Raw genomic sequence first — 15,850 nt, 5'->3', positions numbered from 1 at the left:
ATGAGAGTTTGAGTAGATGCCAACAGAAGATGGTAGCAGAGCGCCGCCGATTCGGCCAAGCCTGATTTTTTTCCTGAATTTACCGAGGCTTAGGGGGATATTGCACCTGCACAAAAGCACTTGACCGGTTTCAAAGCAATACGATAAGGTCGTCCGATACGGGATGAAACTAACGCAAAGACAAGAGGCGATATGCAGATATCGGGCGCGGAAGCGGTTGTCCGCTGCCTGCAGGAAGAAGGTGTCGAGTTTGTTTTCGGCTACCCCGGCGGCGCGGTGCTGGAAATTTACGATGCCATTTTCCGGCAGGACAAATTCAAACATGTGCTGGTGAGGCATGAGCAGGCGGCGGTGCATGCCGCCGACGCCTACTCCCGTTCCAGCGACAAGGTGGGCGTGGCTCTGGTCACTTCCGGTCCCGGCGCGACCAATGCCGTGACCGGCATTGCCACCGCCTATATGGACTCCATCCCCATGGTGGTGCTGTCCGGCCAGGTGCCGTCCCCGGCCATCGGCCTGGATGCATTCCAGGAAGTGGACATGGTGGGCATTAGCCGTCCGTGCGTGAAGCACAACTTCCTGGTCAAGGATGTGAACGAGATCGCCGCCACCATCAAGAAGGCGTTCTATATCGCCAAGAGCGGCCGTCCCGGCCCGGTGGTGGTGGACATCCCCAAAGACATCACCCAGCAGCGCACGGAATTCCAATACCCGGAAAGCGTGCATATCCGCTCCTATGTGCCGGCTACCCGCGGCCATCCGGGGCAGATCAAGAAAGCGGTGAGCCTGCTGTTGGAAGCCAAACGCCCCTTTATCTACGTGGGCGGCGGCGCGGTGCAGGGCAATGCCGCCGGCGAGGTGACCGAACTGGTCAAATCGCTGGGCCTGCCGTGTACCAACACCCTGATGGGCTTGGGCGCCTATCCGGGTTCCGATCCGCAGTTCCTCGGCATGCTGGGCATGCACGGCACGTATGAAGCCAATATGGCGATGCAGTACTGCGATGTGCTGGTGGCCATAGGCGCGCGTTTCGACGACCGCGTGATCAGCGTGCCCTCGCACTTCCTCAGCCAGCCCAAGAAGATCATCCACATCGATGTGGACCCGTCCTCCATCTCCAAGCGAGTCAAGGCGGACATCCCCATCGTCGGCGACGTCAAGCATGTGCTGAAAGACATGCTGGACCTCTTGAAGCAATCCGGCCAGAAGCCGGACGCTCAGGCCCTGGCCGGCTGGTGGAAGCAGATCGAGGAATGGCGCGGCCACAACTGTTTGCTGTACACCCCGTCCAGCGAGCTGATCAAGCCGCAGTTCGTGGTGGAGAAGCTGTACGAAATCACCGGCGGCAAGGCCATCGTCACTTCCGACGTGGGCCAGCATCAGATGTGGGCGGCGCAGTATTACAAGTTCGACAGCCCCAAGCAGTGGCTGAACTCCGGCGGCCTCGGCACCATGGGCTTCGGCCTGCCGGCGGCGATGGGCGCGCAGATGGCCAATCCGGACGCCACCGTCGCCTGCATCACCGGCGAAGGATCGATCCAGATGAACATCCAGGAACTGTCCACCTGCAAGCAATACCATACCCCGGTGAAGGTGGTGGCGCTGAACAACCGCTACCTGGGCATGGTGCGCCAGTGGCAGCAGTTCTTCTACGGCACGCGCTATTCAGAATCCTATATGGACGCGCTGCCGGACTTTGTCAAAATCGCCGAGGCTTACGGCCATATCGGTTTCAAGGTGGAAGACCCCGCCGACGTGGAGCCGGTATTGAAGGAGGCGTTCAGCCAGAAGCTGAAAGAGCGTCTGGTGTTCCTGGATTTCCGTACCGACCAATCCGAGAACGTGTTCCCGATGGTGCAGAACGGCAAGGGACTCGACCAGATGGACCTGCCCGAACACATGAGCGAGGTGCAGAACGTCCCCTTCGAGAACAACCGTGACTACGGCAATATGTGTTGAGGCCAGCCGGTATGCGACATATCCTATCCATTCTTCTGGAAAACGAGGCGGGCGCATTGTCCCGCGTGGTGGGTCTGTTTTCGGCCCGTAACTACAATATCGATTCGCTGACAGTGTCCACGACCGAGGACCCGACGCTGTCGCGCATGACTATCGTCACTCACGGCTCCGACGAAGTCATCGAGCAGATCACCAAGCAGCTCAACAAGCTGATCGAGGTGGTCAAGGTGATAGACCTCAATGAATCCGAGCACATCGAGCGCGAGCTGATGCTGATCAAAGTCCGCGCCACCGGCAAGGACCGCGAGGAGATGAAGCGCATGGCCGACATCTTCCGCGGACGCATCATCGACGTGACGGAAAAGACTTACACCATCGAGCTGACTGGTACGAGTGAAAAGCTCGGCGCCTTCATCGAGGCGGTGGACCGCACAGTGATCCTGGAAACGGTCCGTACCGGCGCATCCGGCATTGGTCGGGGTGAGCGGGTTCTGAAAATCTGACGCAGGCGGGCGCCGGCCGGAGGCCGGGCCCCCAAAACAAACGATATCAAGGATTGCAAATGAAAGTTTTCTACGACAAAGACGCTGACCTCTCCATCATCAAGGGCAAGAAAGTCGCCATCATCGGCTACGGTTCCCAGGGCCACGCCCATGCGCAGAACCTGAAAGACTCCGGCGTGGACGTCGTGGTGGGCCTGCGCAAGGAAGGCGCTTCCTGGAAGAAGGCGGAAGCGGCCGGCCACAAGGTCAAGGAAGTGGCCGAGGCGGTGAAGAAGGCCGACGTGGTCATGATTCTGTTGCCGGACGAGTCGCAGCCGGATGTCTACGGCAAGGACATCGCGCCCAACCTGAAGAAGGGCGCGGCGTTGGCCTTCGCCCACGGCTTCAATATCCATTACAACCAGATCGTGCCGCCGGCCGACGTCGACGTGATCATGGTGGCGCCGAAAGGCCCGGGCCACACTGTGCGCTCCGAATACCTGAAGGGCGGCGGCGTGCCGACCCTGATCGCGGTTTATCAGGACAAGTCCGGCAAGGCCCGCGACGTGGCGCTGTCCTACGCGGCGGCCAACGGCGGCACCAAAGGGGGCGTGATCGAGACCAATTTCCGCGAGGAAACCGAGACCGATCTGTTCGGCGAGCAGGCCGTGTTGTGCGGCGGCGCGGTGGAACTGGTCAAGGCTGGTTTCGAAACCCTGGTGGAAGCCGGCTACGCGCCGGAAATGGCCTACTTCGAGTGCTTGCACGAGCTGAAGCTGATCGTCGACCTGATGTACGAGGGCGGCATCGCCAATATGAACTACTCGATCTCCAATAACGCGGAGTACGGCGAGTACGTGACCGGCCCGGAAGTAGTGACTTCCGCCACCAAGGACGCGATGAAGAAGGCGCTGTACCGCATCCAGTCCGGTGAATACGCGAAGATGTTCATCCTGGAAGGCAAGACCAACTACCCGAGCATGACCGCGCGTCGCCGTCTGAGCGCCGATCACCCGATCGAGAAAGTCGGCGCCGAGCTGCGCGCGATGATGCCGTGGATCGCCAAGAACAAGCTGGTGGACCAGTCCAAGAACTGATCTGTCGGTTTGATCTGGCGGCATGGAAAAGCCGGGCGTTGCGCCCGGCTTTTTTCATGCTGCTTCCGCATCCGGTTCAGTGGCTGGGAAAAGCCGGCGTTGCGCCGGATTGCCAAACGGCGGTGATCAGGTTCTGCAAGTTGAACATGCTGCTGTAGAAGCTGCCTGGCATCTGCTGATTGGCTTGTGCGGTGTTGAAGCCGGTTTGCAACTCGGACATGAAGGCGCGAAAGCCGTCCTGAAGTTGGCGTTGAGCCATTGCCTGCTCCGCCAGCTGCTGTTTGTCGGGGTGGGGAATCAGCGGGTAGGTAGCGGGAATCCAGGGGTTGGACCCCAGGCGTAGCAGGTCAAGGATCAGGTTGAACTTCAAAAAGTGGCTTTGCGACGGGTCGAAGTCGCTGGGGTCGTAAGCCGCCGGATTCTCCGCCGGCGCTTGATCGCGTGGAGGGATCTCCTCGGTGGAGCGATTGCCTTCGCCTTGCTTGACGATGGCCTGCATCGCCGCCAGGGCTTGTTCCAGGGAGTTGATGGTTTGGCTGAAGCCGTCGCCCTGCTGGTTTTTCTGCGTGTAGTCGGTGAAATTGGTCTGCTGTTTGGTATTGGCGGCGGCGCCGACATAGAGGTCTTTCCACTGCAGGGGTACGGCAATCTCAAGCGCCTGATACAGCTCGCCTATCGAGTTGTATCGTGTCTGTTTGTTCCAGTCCGGTTTGCCGGGAGGCTCGGGTAGCTCGATCACACAGAACAGCTTCAGTTGGTTGATGTCCAGCGGCCCTAGCTTGACCTGATAGCCCGCGTATTTCGGCGGCACATCGGGTTTGAGGAAGGGGATGCCCTCAGCCGCTTCATAGGTGGGGAAGGGGTATTGGGGCGCATAACCCAGCGCATTGCACAGATTGGAAATCAGTTCCAAGTGCAGCATTTCCTGGATCACCACGCTTTCGATCAGTTTGGCGGTGGCGGGATAAGCCTGCTGATTGCCGGAGTTCAATCCCTGAATCGAATACAAGGTGGTCAGGTAGAGAGGAATGGTCCACAGCTCCACATCCACCGCGGCCTGCAGATTGTCGTAAAGCTCTTGCTTGCTCCAGCTTGCTGGATTGTGGATGGTTTTGCGCAAAACATCGGTGATATGCATCGTTGCCTTCTCCGTAGGATGAATGCCGGTTCGGCGCGGGATGCCGAGGGCGTCTTGTCATTTTTGGATAGGCAATCGATGATTCCTACGTGATAGTTATTTTTACGTAGAAAAGGGTTTGGGAGGGCAAAAATAAAACGCGGCGCCGGGCCGCGTTTATTTATGGGGAGGGCGAGCTCGATTCAGTCCGCCATTGCCTCGCCCATGCGCACCGCGCCGGCGGCTTGCCAGGCGAGGTTGAAGTTCAGCGGGCCTTGAGGGAACAGCAAGACCACGGTGGAACCCAGCAGGAAGCGGCCCATCTCCTCGCCCTTGGCCAGGCGGATATCCTGGTCGTGGTAATCCCAGTGGCGGATCTGTCCCGGACGCGGCGGGTTGATCACGCCGTGCCAGACCGTGGCCATGCTGCCGACGATGGTGGCGCCCACCAACACCAGCGCAAAGGGCTGGCCGTCCTGCCCCTCGAACAGGCATATCACGCGCTCATTGCGCGCGAACAAGCGGTCCACGCCGCGGGCGGTGGCCGGGTTGACCGAATACAGTTCGCCCGGCACATAGCTCATCCGCAGCAGGCGGCCGGCGCAAGGCATGTGGATGCGATGGTAGTCGCGGGGGCTCAGATAGATGGTGGCGAAATGGCCGTCGTCGAAACGGCGCGCCCACTCGGCGTCGCCGGCCAGCAGTGCTTGGGCCGAATAGCTGCGGCCCTTGGCCTGGAAAATCTGCCCCTGTTCGATACGGCCGAACTGACTGATGGCGCCGTCCACCGGGCACGCCAGCCGTTCGCTCGAGAGCGGGCGCGCGTCGGCGCGCAGGGCGCGGGTGAAGAAGGCGTTGAAGCTGGCGTAGGCTGCGGGGTCGCTGGCGGCGGCTTCGCTCATGTCCACCTTATAGCGGGCAATAAAGCGGCGGATGATCCATTGCGTCAGGCTGCCGCCTTCCCAGTTGGCGACGCTGCCCGCGAACCGGGTCATGGCCAGCTTGGGCATCAGATGTTGCAACAGCACGAACAGGCGTTCGGACACTGGTTTGTCCTCGATCAATCTGACTAAACCCAAGAGTATAACCGATCTGCCGGCGTCTGATCGCTTGCGCTTTGCTTAAAGCTTAGGCAATTGCCAAGCAAAAATAGACATGATGTCTAATATTTTTGGCTTGGACATCAGGTGTAACGTTTTAATCACAGTTTTCAGCATGCAGATTTGACTTTATGTCTTGCTTGCCGGTAGGCTGGATCAAAATTTGCTGCGGGAGCACATGATGCAATTGGACATTGAACGCTTGATTGCGGACTTCGGCGGGCCGGGACAGCTGGCTGAGGATCTGAATCGCTTGTTCGCCGATGAGCCGGTGACTCGGGCGGCGATATACAAATGGAGAGAACGCGGCAGCCTGCCATTGGCCCAGCTCAACAAGCTGGCGGTGATGGCGGCCAGCCAGGGTAAACGCTTCGATTTCAACGATTATCTGATCGGCGTCGGAACCGGCGCGGAAATGGCAATGCAGGGACCAGGGAGAAACAGCCAGATGGGCAATCGTCTGTATATATTCGACACCACCTTGCGCGACGGCGAGCAATCGCCGGGCGCATCGATGACCAAGGAAGAAAAGATCCGGATTGCCCGCCAGCTGGAGCGTCTGGGCGTGGACATCATCGAAGCGGGTTTCGCCGCGGCGAGCCCGGGCGACGCCGACGCCATCCGCGCCATCGCGGAGGTGATCAAGGACTCCACCGTCTGTAGCCTGGCCCGCGCCAACGAGCGCGACGTCCGCGCCGCGGGCGAAGCGATCAAGCCGGCGGCGCGCGGCCGCATCCATACTTTCATCGCCACCAGCCCCATCCATATGGAGAAGAAGCTGCGCATGAGCCCGGACGAAGTGGTGGCGGCGGCGGTGGCGGCGGTGAAAATCGCCCGCGAATACACCGACGACGTGGAGTTCTCCGCCGAGGACGCGCTGCGCTCGGACATCAATTTCCTGGCGCGCATCTTCGGCGAAGTGATCAAGGCCGGCGCCACCACCTTGAACGTGCCGGACACCGTCGGATACGCGGTGCCCTTCATCACCGAAGCCTTCTTCCGCGAACTGATCGCCAAAACGCCGGACGCCGACAAGGTGATCTGGTCCGCTCATTGCCATAATGATCTGGGCATGGCGGTGGCCAACAGCCTGGCCGCGGTGTTGGGCGGCGCGCGCCAGGTGGAATGCACCATCAACGGCCTGGGAGAGCGCGCCGGCAACGCCAGCCTGGAAGAAGTGGTGATGGCGGTGCGCACCCGCAAGGACGTCTTCGCGCTGGAAACCGGCATCGACGCCACCCAGATTGTGCCGGCGTCCAAGCTGGTGTCTACGGTGACCGGTTATCCGGTGCAGCCCAACAAGGCCATCGTTGGCGCCAACGCCTTCGCCCATGAGTCCGGCATCCATCAGGACGGCGTGCTCAAACATCGCGAAACCTACGAGATCATGTCCGCCGAATCGGTGGGCTGGAGCACCAATCGCTTGACCCTGGGCAAGTTGTCTGGCCGCAACGCCTTCAAGACCAAGTTGATCGAGCTGGGCATTGTGTTGGACAGCGAAGAAGCGCTGAACGCCGCCTTCGCCCGGTTTAAAGAGCTGGCGGACCGCAAGCGCGAGATTTTCGATGAAGACTTGCACGCGCTGGTGTCGGACGAGTTCAGCACTGGCCGCGAAGAGGATTACAAGCTGGTGTCCTTGAAGATCGCCACCGAAACCGGCGAAGCGCCGGTGGCCTCCATCGTGTTTCTGGCGCATGGCGAAGAGCGCCGTGCCCAGTCCAGCGGCTCCGGTCCGGTGGACGCCGCTTTCAAGGCAATTGAAAGCGTGGCCGCCAGCGGCGCGGAGTTGGAGCTGTACTCGGTGAACGCCATCACCAAGGGCACTGAATCCCAGGGCGAGGTGACCGTGCGCCTGGCGCTCGACGGCCGCATCGTCAGCGGCCAGGGCGCGGACACCGACATTATCGTATCTTCGGCCAAGGCCTATCTGTCCGCCTTGAACAAATTGATGAACCAGGAGCAAAAGCTGAACGCGCAAGCGCTGGTATGAGGTTTTCCGGCCGAGGCGGTCAGCGCGGCGCATCGTCGACAAGGTTTTCCATCCCGTCCTTGTCGGCGCGCAGCCAGCGCTAGATCGTCCGGCCCAGGGAGTTCACTTTATCGAGTGTGAAGTCCATCAGGCCCACAAGGCCGACCCTTTTTGCCCCGGCTCACAAGGCTGCGCGGTGGACAGCCGACCCATGAGGTCGGCGTCGTTGCGCGGCGGAGCCGGGGTTTTTTGCGTTTTACGCGCGAACGGGCCGGCGCTAGACTGCCAGCTCTCTACTATCCATTACGGAAAGCGTCCATGTCCGCAGCCTTCTTCATCACCGGCACCGATACCGAAATCGGCAAGACCCACGTCGCCGTGCAATTGATCCGCCAATGGCAGGCCGAAGGCAAGCGCGTGCTGGCGATGAAACCGGTGGCTTCCGGCTGCGAACTGCTGGCCGACGGCAGCTGGTGGAACGACGACGTGGCGCGGTTGACCGCAGCCACCGGGCAATCTGATCTGGATCTGATGAATCCTTATCGATTCCTGCCGCCGGTGTCGCCGCATATCGCCGCGAGCGAGGCCGGCGTGGACATCCGGCTGGACGTGATCGTCGACCATTACCAGCAATTGGCCGCCTGCGCCGATGTGGTGGTGGTGGAGGCGGCGGGTGGCTGGTTGGCCCCGCTGTCTGACCGACTGTTCATGGCCGATATGGCCAAAGCCCTCCAATTGCCGGTGATTCTGGTGGTGGGGATGCGGCTGGGCTGCATCAACCACGCCTTGCTGACCGCGCGCGCGGTGCTGGACGCCGGCCTGCCCTTGGCCGGGTGGGTGGCCAATCGAGTGGTGCCGCAACAACAGGCTTACGAGCAGAACCTGGAAACCCTGCAAAGGCACATGCCGGCGCCGTTATTGCTGGAAATACCGTATCTGGCGGGCGAATCCAACTGAGCCGCCGCGCGTGAGTCGGGGGTTGCATACGTAATATTTTATTGCGTTGCCGCAAGACATTTTCTTGTTTTCCTTGATCTTTTTTTCTAGCATGCCATTAACCGGTCATGAAAATAGACCGGACCAGTCAGCACCATTTCATGTCAGTTGAGGATTTCTAGGGGGGCTCCATGTCCTGTATGCGCGTCCTTTGCTGTTGGCTGCCGATATCCTGCGCGTCAGCGGCCGAGTTGAATCTGCAAGCCCCCGTCACTCCCATTGCCCGCCAGCAATACGATCTGCACACCATGCTGCTGCTGATCACCTGCGTTATTTTCGCGCTGGTGTTCCTGGTGATGATGTACGCCATCGTCCGCCATCGCAAAGCCGCCGGCCACCAGGCCAAGCACTTCCATGAAAACACCACGGTGGAAATCATCTGGACGGTGATCCCGTTGCTGATCCTGATCGGCATGGCCTGGCCGGCCACTAAGGCGGTGTTGTCGCAGAAGGGCACGCGCGGCGAGGACATGACGGTCAAGGTCACCGGCTATCAATGGAAGTGGCGCTACGACTACCTGGACGATAATTTCGGCTTCATGAGCCACTTGTCCACGCCGCGCGAGGCCATCGCCAACACCGCGGCCAAGCCGGTCAACTATCTGCTGGAAGTGGACGAGCCGCTGGTGGTGCCCACCGGCAAGAAAGTGCGGCTGCTGTTGACCGCCAACGACGTGATCCACTCTTGGTGGGTGCCGCAATTGGGCGTCAAGCAGGATGCGATTCCCGGTTTTCTGCGCGACAGCTGGTTCCGCATAGACAAGCCCGGCACGTATCGCGGTCAGTGTTCCGAGTTGTGCGGCAAGGACCACGGCTACATGCCCATCGTGGTGGAAGCCAAGACGCCGGACGACTACGCCAAGTGGCTGGAAGCCAAGAAAAAGCAGATGGCGGCGGCGGCGGATGATCCCAACAAAGTGTGGACGCTGGCCGATTTGAAAGCCCGCGGTGAAAAAGTCTACGCCCAGAACTGCGTCGCCTGTCACCAGGCCAACGGCAAGGGCCTGCCCGGTGCTTTCCCGGCGCTGGACGGCTCCAAGATAGCCACTGCGGACAAGCCGGCGCACATCCACATCGTCTTGTTTGGCAGCCAGAAGAACCCGGCGATGCAAGCCTGGGGCAAGCAGCTGTCCGATACCGACATCGCCGCCGTGATCACCTATGAGCGCAACGCCTGGGGCAACCACACCGGCGAATTGGTGCAGCCCAAAGAGATCAAGACGGCCCGCGGCGCCACCGGCTGAGCCCGGGACCGGCGGCGAACCCATGCAAGGAGAGCGATATGGCAATTGTCGATGACGCCGGCCATGCCGGGCACACGCCGGGGCACCATGAGCGCCCGCGCGGGATCATGCGCTGGCTGGCGGCCACCAACCACAAGGACATCGGCTCGATGTATCTGTGGTTCTCCTTCATCATGTTTCTGTCGGGTGGGGTGATGGCGTTGTGCATTCGCGCCGAGCTGTTTCAGCCTGGCCTGCAGTTCTTCCAGCCTGAGCTGTTCAATCAGTTCACAACCTTGCACGGCCTGATCATGGTGTTCGGCGCCATCATGCCGGCCTTCACCGGCCTGGCCAACTGGATGCTGCCGCTGATGATAGGCGCACCGGACATGGCCTTCGCCCGGATGAACAACTGGAGCTTTTGGCTGCTGCCGCCGGCGGCGCTGCTGCTCTTGTTGTCCTTCATCGTGCCCGGCGGCGCGGCGGCGGCCGGCTGGACGCTGTACGCGCCGCTGTCCACCCAGATGGGCATGGGCATGGACATGACCATCTTCGCCATCCACATCATGGGCGTCAGCTCCATCATGGGCTCGATCAACATCATCGTCACCATTCTGAACCTGCGCGCGCCGGGCATGACCATGATGAGGATGCCCATGTTCGCCTGGGCCTCGCTGATCACCGCCTACCTGATCATCGCGGTGATGCCGGTGCTGGCCGGCGTAGTCACCATGGTGTTGACCGACCGTCACTTCGGCACCCATTTCTTCAACGCCGCCGGTGGCGGCGACCCCATACTCTATCAGCACGTGTTCTGGTTCTTCGGCCACCCCGAGGTCTACATCATGGCGTTGCCGGCTTTCGGCATCGTCAGCCAGGTGATACCCACTTTCGCCCGCAAGCCCTTGTTCGGCTACGCCTCCATGGTCTACGCCACCTCCAGCATCGGCATCCTGTCCTTCATGGTGTGGGCGCACCATATGTTCGCCACCGGCATGCCGGCCACCGCTCAACTGTTCTTCATGTACGCGACCATGCTGATCGCGGTGCCCACAGGGGTCAAAGTCTTCAACTGGGTGGCCACCATGTGGGAGGGCAGCATGAGCTTTGAAACCCCCATGCTGTTCGCCATCGGCTTCATTCTGCTGTTCACCATCGGCGGCCTGTCCGGCGTCACCCTCAGCGTGGCGGCGGTGGATATCCAACTGCACGCCAGCTACTACGTGGTTGCCCATTTCCATTACGTGCTGGTGGCCGGGGCGCTGTTCAGCCTGTTCTCCGCCATCTATTACTGGTTCCCCAAGATGACGGGCAAGATGTACCACGAGGGCCTGGGCAAGCTGCACTTCTGGTGGTCCTTGTTGTGGTTCAACGTCACCTTCTTTCCCATGCATTTCCTCGGTCTCGCCGGCATGCCGCGGCGGATTCCCGACTACGCGCTGCAGTTCACCGAATTCAACCAGCTGGCCAGCATCGGCGCCTTCATGTTCGGCCTGGGGCAGTTGATCTTCCTCTACAACATCCTGCGCTCGCTGCGCCACGGCAAGCCCGCGCCGCAGCATCCGTGGGAGGGCGCCAACACGCTGGAGTGGGTGATTCCGACCCCGGCCCCCTACCACAGCTTCGTGGAGGCGCCGCAGTTGGAAGTGATCGAGAACGGCGTTGTGGTGTCCAGCACCGGCGGCCAGCACCACTGAGAACGACACCATGGAAGCCGCCGCCAAGCAGGGACGCAGCAATCGCCAACTGATGAAGAAGCTGGCGGTGGTGGCCTTGTTGATGTTCGTTTTCGCCTGGGGCTTGATCCCGCTGTACAAGGTTGTGTGCGAAGTCACCGGTCTCAACGACGTGGTCAAGGCGGACAGCCTGGACGATGTGGCGAGTGGCGGCGCGGCGGCGCACGAGGTGGACATGACTTTCGACGCCACGGTCCAGGCCGGCCTGCCGTGGCAGGTGCGGCCGCTGCAAACTCGGCTCAAGGTGAAGCCCGGCCAGTTTGTGCAGGTGGAGTATGAAATCACCAACGCCAGCGGCCAGCGGGTAGTGGGGCAGGCGATTCCGCGCTATCTGCCCGCCGCCGCCGGCGAGTACGTCAAGAAGCTGGAGTGCTTCTGTTTCCGCCAGCAGGCCTTCGCGCCCGGCGAAACCAGGCGCTTTCCAGTGGTGTTCGTCGTCGACAAGCGTTTGCCGGCCTCAATAGACAGCATCACGCTGGCCTATACCGTGTTTGACGTGCCGGGCAATGCGGGAGCGGGCTCATGAGAGCGTGGCAAGGAGTACTGGCGGTGTTGTCCGCCTTTTTCGGCGTGCGCCGCAAGGCGGACGCGCGAGAGGACAGCAAGCTGTCGCCGTTGCAGTTGATACTGACCGCGTTGTTGCTGGCGGCCACGTTTATTGGAGTGTTGCTCTTGGTGGTGCGGCTGGCCACGTCCTAATCAGTGTGCAGGGAGTATGCAATGACGACAGCGAACGAACAGGAACAGACGCATTACTTCGTGCCGCAGCCATCGCGCTGGCCGGCGGTGGGCGCGGTGGCGCTGTTCTGCTTGGGACTGGGAGCGGCCTTCGCCGTCAACGGCCAACCCTTGGGCAAGCTGTTGCTAGGCGTGGGCGCGTTGATCCTGATTTATATGTTGTTCGGCTGGTTCGGCGACGTGATTCGAGAAAACCGGCGCGGCGACTACCAGGGCAAGGAGGATATGTCCTTCCGCTGGGGCATGGGCTGGTTCATCTTCTCCGAGGTGATGTTCTTCGGGGCTTTCTTCGGCGCCTTGTACTGGGTGCGGGTGGTGTCGGTGCCGACCTTGGGCGAGATGGACTACAAGATCTTGTACCCGGATTTCGAACCGTCCTGGCCCTTGCTCACCGGGCCGGGCATCACCAAGCCCTACCAGGCGATGGGCGCCTGGGGGCTGCCGGCGCTGAATACCTTGATCCTGCTCAGCTCCGGCGCGATGGTGACTTGGGCGCATTGGGCGCTGCTGCAAGGCCGGCGCGCCCAATTGAAGCTGGGCCTGCTGCTGACCGTACTGCTGGGGACTTTGTTCCTGTGTCTGCAGATGTATGAATACGGCCACGCGATGAGCGAGTTGAACCTGAGCCTGGCATCCGGCGCTTACGGCATGACCTTCTTCATGCTGACCGGCTTTCACGGCATGCACGTTCTGCTGGGCACTATTATTCTGGCGGTGGTGTGGCTGAGGGTGATGCGTGGACATTTCGATGGCCAGCACCACTTCGCCTTCGAAGCGGCGGCCTGGTACTGGCACTTCGTCGACGTGGTGTGGTTGCTGCTGTTCGTCTTCGTCTACTGGCTGTGAGCGGCGCGGCCAGACCAAAGGCCAGGGGCCGCGTGGGGACGTGGACGGGCGGCTCGGCTAAGCTTGATGTGGGCGCCACCAGCCGAACAGCGCGCCCAGCAGCAGCAGCAGAAACAGGCCGATGGACAGGCCTATGCGCAAAGTGAGGGAGCGAACCAGACGTTGAGAGCCTTGATCGGACTTCAGCAGGCCGGTCAGGCCCCAGAACAGGGCAAGCACGATGCAGGCGAGCAAGAACAGAATGACAAGTTTCATTGCGGAATCCCCCGGTCGATTGGGCCGTCGATCTTCAGCTTTGAAGTCTAGCGGCAAACGGCTGGTTTGGCTGTGTTTATTGGCTATGGCGGTGTTGCCTTTCTTTCTGGCGGCCTGGCAGTGGCAGCGCGCGCAGGAAAAAACCGAACTGTTGCGCTCGTTGACCAGCGCCATCGGCGTGCCGCCGGTCAGCTTGATTTATCGGGAAGCCCGCCCTCAGCCGGAGTTCAGCCGGGTGGCCTTGCCGGGCGCGCACCCCGCCGGGCCTGTTTTGCAACTGGAAAACAGCTACCTGGGAGAGGTCAAGGGTCGGCGCATGCTGCAGCCGTGGCGGCTGGAGGATGGCGCGATGGCCCTGGTGGACCTGGGCTGGCTGGCCGACGGCGTGGCGCTGCCCGCCGTCGATCCGCAAGCGCTGACCTTGCGCGGGCATTGGATGCCCTTGCCGCGTCACTTTGTGCTGCCCGGCGCGGTGGCCGGCGTCGAGGGGCGCGTCGACGCCATCGACATGGCCGCGTTGCGTCAGCGTTATCCCGGCCATTGGCATCAGGGCGTGGTGGTGCTGGAGCACTCGCCGGATCCGTTGCGGCATTGGCCGGTGCTGCCGGAATTCATGCCGGAGCGCCATTACGCCTATGCGGCGCAGTGGCTGCTGCTGGGCCTGTTATTGCTGCTGTCCTTGCATTCGCTGAGGAGACGTTCCCATGAGCCGCGTCGATGAAGCGTCCCCCGAGCCGTCCCGGCGCCGCGGCCGGCTCAAGCTGCTGCTGATGGCGGCCATCTGCCTGGCGCCGGTGCTCGCCTCTTGGGCGGCTTACCGACTGATGCCGCCGCAGGGCGGCAAGAGCTACGGCCAATTGTTGCCGACGCGGCCGTTCGCGCTGACCGGCGCGCAAGGATGGCCGCGCGGCAAATGGGTGCTGGCGGCCAGGATAGAACCGGGCTGCCAGACACGCTGCCAGCAGCGCTTTTTCGCGATGCGCCAGATTCAGCGCGCGCAGGGCGAGGCCGCCGGCCGTCTGACCCGGCTGGGCTGGCAGGAGAGCGCCGCGCACGAGGAGGTGGACGCCACTCACATCGTGCAGTCCGCGCAGGCCGGCGTTGATGACGGCGGCTACTATCTGGTGGACCCGCTGGGCAACCAAGTGCTGTTTTATCCCGACGCCGCGGACCCCAAGAAAGTGATCCAGGAAATAGGTCGCGTGCTGAAAACCAATAACGGCATCGGTTAAGTCCATTTGGCCGCTGGCCCGTACGGCCCGTGGCTTTCGCAGTTTGTTGGCCGCTCGACAAGGGGAGCGCAGCATGAGGCGACTGATCTGGCTGGCATTCATCCTGGCATGCGTGGTCGTGCCTTTCGGCGCCTATGTGCGCTTGTCCGATGCCGGGCTCGGCTGTCCGGATTGGCCGGGTTGTTACGGCCAGATATCCCCGCACCACGCGGCGGAGAGCATCCAGCGGCAATATGCCCAGAGTCCCGATGGTCCGGTTAGTCTGGGCAAAGCCTGGAAGGAAATGAGCCATCGCTATCTGGCCGGCGCGCTTGGCGCGTTGATTGTCGCCGTCGCCTGGCACGCCTGGCGTGCGCGGCGGCATCGCCGCGCGGCCGGCGCGTTGCTGGCGGTGGTGGCGGCGCAGGGCTTGTTGGGCATGTGGACGGTGACCTTGCTGCTCAAACCGGCCATCGTCACCCTGCATCTACTTGGCGGCATGTCGGTGCTGTTGCTGTTGGCCTGGCTGGCGCTGTCCCCGCGGCTGCGGCCGGTGGAGGCGCCGGCAGTGCTGAACTGGCTGGCGCGCGGCCTGGTCCTGGCCGTGGCGCTGCAAGTGGCGCTGGGCGGATGGGTGTCCACCAACTATGCTGCTCTGGCCTGTCAGGGCTTCCCCGCCTGCAATGGCGAATGGTGGCCGCAGATGCGTTTTGAGCACGCTTTCCATCTGTTCCGGGCATTGGGCGAGGCGCCGGACGGCAGCCCGCTGGCGGTGGGCAACCTGGTGGCGGTGCATTGGCTGCACCGGCTCGGGGCCGCGTTGGTGACCGTCTTATGCCTGGCGACGGCGCGTGCCGGCTGGCGGCTGCCGGCGCTGCGCGGCCATCTGGCTTGTTTGCTGGCGCTGCTGGGCTGTCAGCTAGCCTTGGGCGTCGCCAATGTGCTGCTGGCGTTGCCCTTGCCGGCGGCGGTGTCGCACAATGCCGGCGCCGCCGGTCTGCTGCTGGCGGCCAGCTTGCTGGCGTTGCGTGTGCGCCCGGCGCGAGCCGCTCAAGCGCGGGCCGTGGCCGGGTCTTTGCCAAGTCTTTCGAAAAATCATCGCGAGTGGGTTTGAGCGCCGC

The 15,850-nt window shown here is 62.0% G+C and carries 16 protein-coding genes; 13 read left to right on the top strand and 3 right to left on the bottom strand.

What is annotated here, in order from left to right; genetic code table 11:
* The first annotated feature begins 192 nt into the window (after window positions 1–192).
* From ilvB to ilvC, 3 genes are read left to right on the top strand one after another with little or no spacing between them, the layout of a single operon-like run.
* Window positions 193–1,959 (top strand): biosynthetic-type acetolactate synthase large subunit, encoded by a 1,767-nt coding sequence (gene ilvB / locus HA052_RS00640; RefSeq protein ID WP_166450396.1) that lies wholly within the window; start codon window positions 193–195, stop codon window positions 1,957–1,959.
* A gap of 11 nt (window positions 1,960–1,970) precedes the next feature.
* Window positions 1,971–2,462, top strand: coding sequence for an acetolactate synthase small subunit (ilvN, locus tag HA052_RS00635; protein WP_166450395.1), 492 nt, complete (start codon window positions 1,971–1,973; stop codon window positions 2,460–2,462).
* A 59-nt stretch (window positions 2,463–2,521) separates the two neighbouring features.
* Window positions 2,522–3,538: a ketol-acid reductoisomerase gene (gene ilvC / locus HA052_RS00630; protein ID WP_166450394.1), complete on the top strand. Its 1,017-nt coding sequence runs from the start codon at window positions 2,522–2,524 to the stop codon at window positions 3,536–3,538.
* Between the two features lie 76 nt (window positions 3,539–3,614).
* Here ilvC and HA052_RS00625 read toward each other — a convergent pair whose 3' ends face one another.
* Entirely contained in the window at window positions 3,615–4,676 is a 1,062-nt protein-coding gene (locus HA052_RS00625) for a ferritin-like domain-containing protein (RefSeq protein WP_166450393.1), read from the bottom strand.
* 182 nt (window positions 4,677–4,858) lie between these two features.
* Entirely contained in the window at window positions 4,859–5,701 is an 843-nt protein-coding gene (gene asd, locus HA052_RS00620) for an archaetidylserine decarboxylase (RefSeq protein WP_166450392.1), read from the bottom strand.
* Between the two features lie 235 nt (window positions 5,702–5,936).
* Between asd and HA052_RS00615 the strand changes: the two genes are divergently transcribed.
* The 7 genes from HA052_RS00615 (at window position 5,937) to HA052_RS00585 (ending at window position 13,263) form a co-directional block, all read left to right on the top strand.
* Window positions 5,937–7,745 (top strand): 2-isopropylmalate synthase, encoded by a 1,809-nt coding sequence (locus tag HA052_RS00615; RefSeq protein ID WP_166450391.1) that lies wholly within the window; start codon window positions 5,937–5,939, stop codon window positions 7,743–7,745.
* 297 nt (window positions 7,746–8,042) lie between these two features.
* A complete protein-coding gene (gene bioD / locus HA052_RS00610; RefSeq protein ID WP_166450390.1) occupies window positions 8,043–8,681 on the top strand; it encodes a dethiobiotin synthase in 639 nt (212 codons plus the stop codon).
* A 230-nt stretch (window positions 8,682–8,911) separates the two neighbouring features.
* Complete coding sequence (gene coxB, locus HA052_RS00605; RefSeq protein ID WP_240937202.1) at window positions 8,912–9,964, top strand: cytochrome c oxidase subunit II; 1,053 nt, start codon at window positions 8,912–8,914, stop codon at window positions 9,962–9,964.
* Window positions 9,965–10,002: 38 nt separating this feature from the next.
* A complete protein-coding gene (gene ctaD, locus HA052_RS00600) occupies window positions 10,003–11,640 on the top strand; it encodes a cytochrome c oxidase subunit I (protein WP_166450388.1) in 1,638 nt (545 codons plus the stop codon).
* A complete protein-coding gene (locus HA052_RS00595) occupies window positions 11,606–12,205 on the top strand; it encodes a cytochrome c oxidase assembly protein (protein ID WP_240937195.1) in 600 nt (199 codons plus the stop codon). Before ctaD ends, HA052_RS00595 begins: the two co-directional genes overlap by 35 nt.
* Complete coding sequence (locus HA052_RS00590) at window positions 12,202–12,378, top strand: DUF2970 domain-containing protein (RefSeq protein WP_081544914.1); 177 nt, start codon at window positions 12,202–12,204, stop codon at window positions 12,376–12,378. The genes HA052_RS00595 and HA052_RS00590 overlap by 4 nt, the downstream gene beginning before the upstream one ends.
* Before the next feature lie 21 nt (window positions 12,379–12,399).
* Window positions 12,400–13,263 carry a cytochrome c oxidase subunit 3 gene (locus HA052_RS00585; protein WP_166450387.1) on the top strand — a complete coding sequence of 288 codons (864 nt, stop codon included), beginning with the start codon at window positions 12,400–12,402 and terminating at the stop codon, window positions 13,261–13,263.
* Between the two features lie 57 nt (window positions 13,264–13,320).
* Here HA052_RS00585 and HA052_RS00580 read toward each other — a convergent pair whose 3' ends face one another.
* Window positions 13,321–13,518, bottom strand: a complete 198-nt coding sequence (locus HA052_RS00580; RefSeq protein ID WP_019102806.1) for a DUF2909 family protein — start codon at window positions 13,516–13,518, stop codon at window positions 13,321–13,323.
* Between the two features lie 91 nt (window positions 13,519–13,609).
* Between HA052_RS00580 and HA052_RS00575 the strand changes: the two genes are divergently transcribed.
* The 3 genes from HA052_RS00575 to HA052_RS00565 all read left to right on the top strand — a co-directional run bounded on the left by HA052_RS00575 (window position 13,610) and on the right by HA052_RS00565 (window position 15,843).
* Window positions 13,610–14,239 (top strand): SURF1 family protein, encoded by a 630-nt coding sequence (locus tag HA052_RS00575; RefSeq protein ID WP_346774532.1) that lies wholly within the window; start codon window positions 13,610–13,612, stop codon window positions 14,237–14,239.
* Complete coding sequence (locus HA052_RS00570; RefSeq protein WP_166450385.1) at window positions 14,223–14,750, top strand: redox-active disulfide-containing membrane protein; 528 nt, start codon at window positions 14,223–14,225, stop codon at window positions 14,748–14,750. Before HA052_RS00575 ends, HA052_RS00570 begins: the two co-directional genes overlap by 17 nt.
* 73 nt (window positions 14,751–14,823) lie before the next feature.
* Window positions 14,824–15,843 carry a COX15/CtaA family protein gene (locus HA052_RS00565; RefSeq protein ID WP_166450384.1) on the top strand — a complete coding sequence of 340 codons (1,020 nt, stop codon included), beginning with the start codon at window positions 14,824–14,826 and terminating at the stop codon, window positions 15,841–15,843.
* The last annotated feature ends 7 nt before the right edge of the window (window positions 15,844–15,850 follow it).

Source organism: Chromobacterium fluminis (genome assembly GCF_011602385.1).
Lineage (GTDB): Bacteria > Pseudomonadota > Gammaproteobacteria > Burkholderiales > Chromobacteriaceae > Chromobacterium > Chromobacterium fluminis.
The sequence above is the reverse complement of the archived record's forward strand: the minus strand, read 5'-3'. Positions and strand labels throughout refer to the sequence as shown.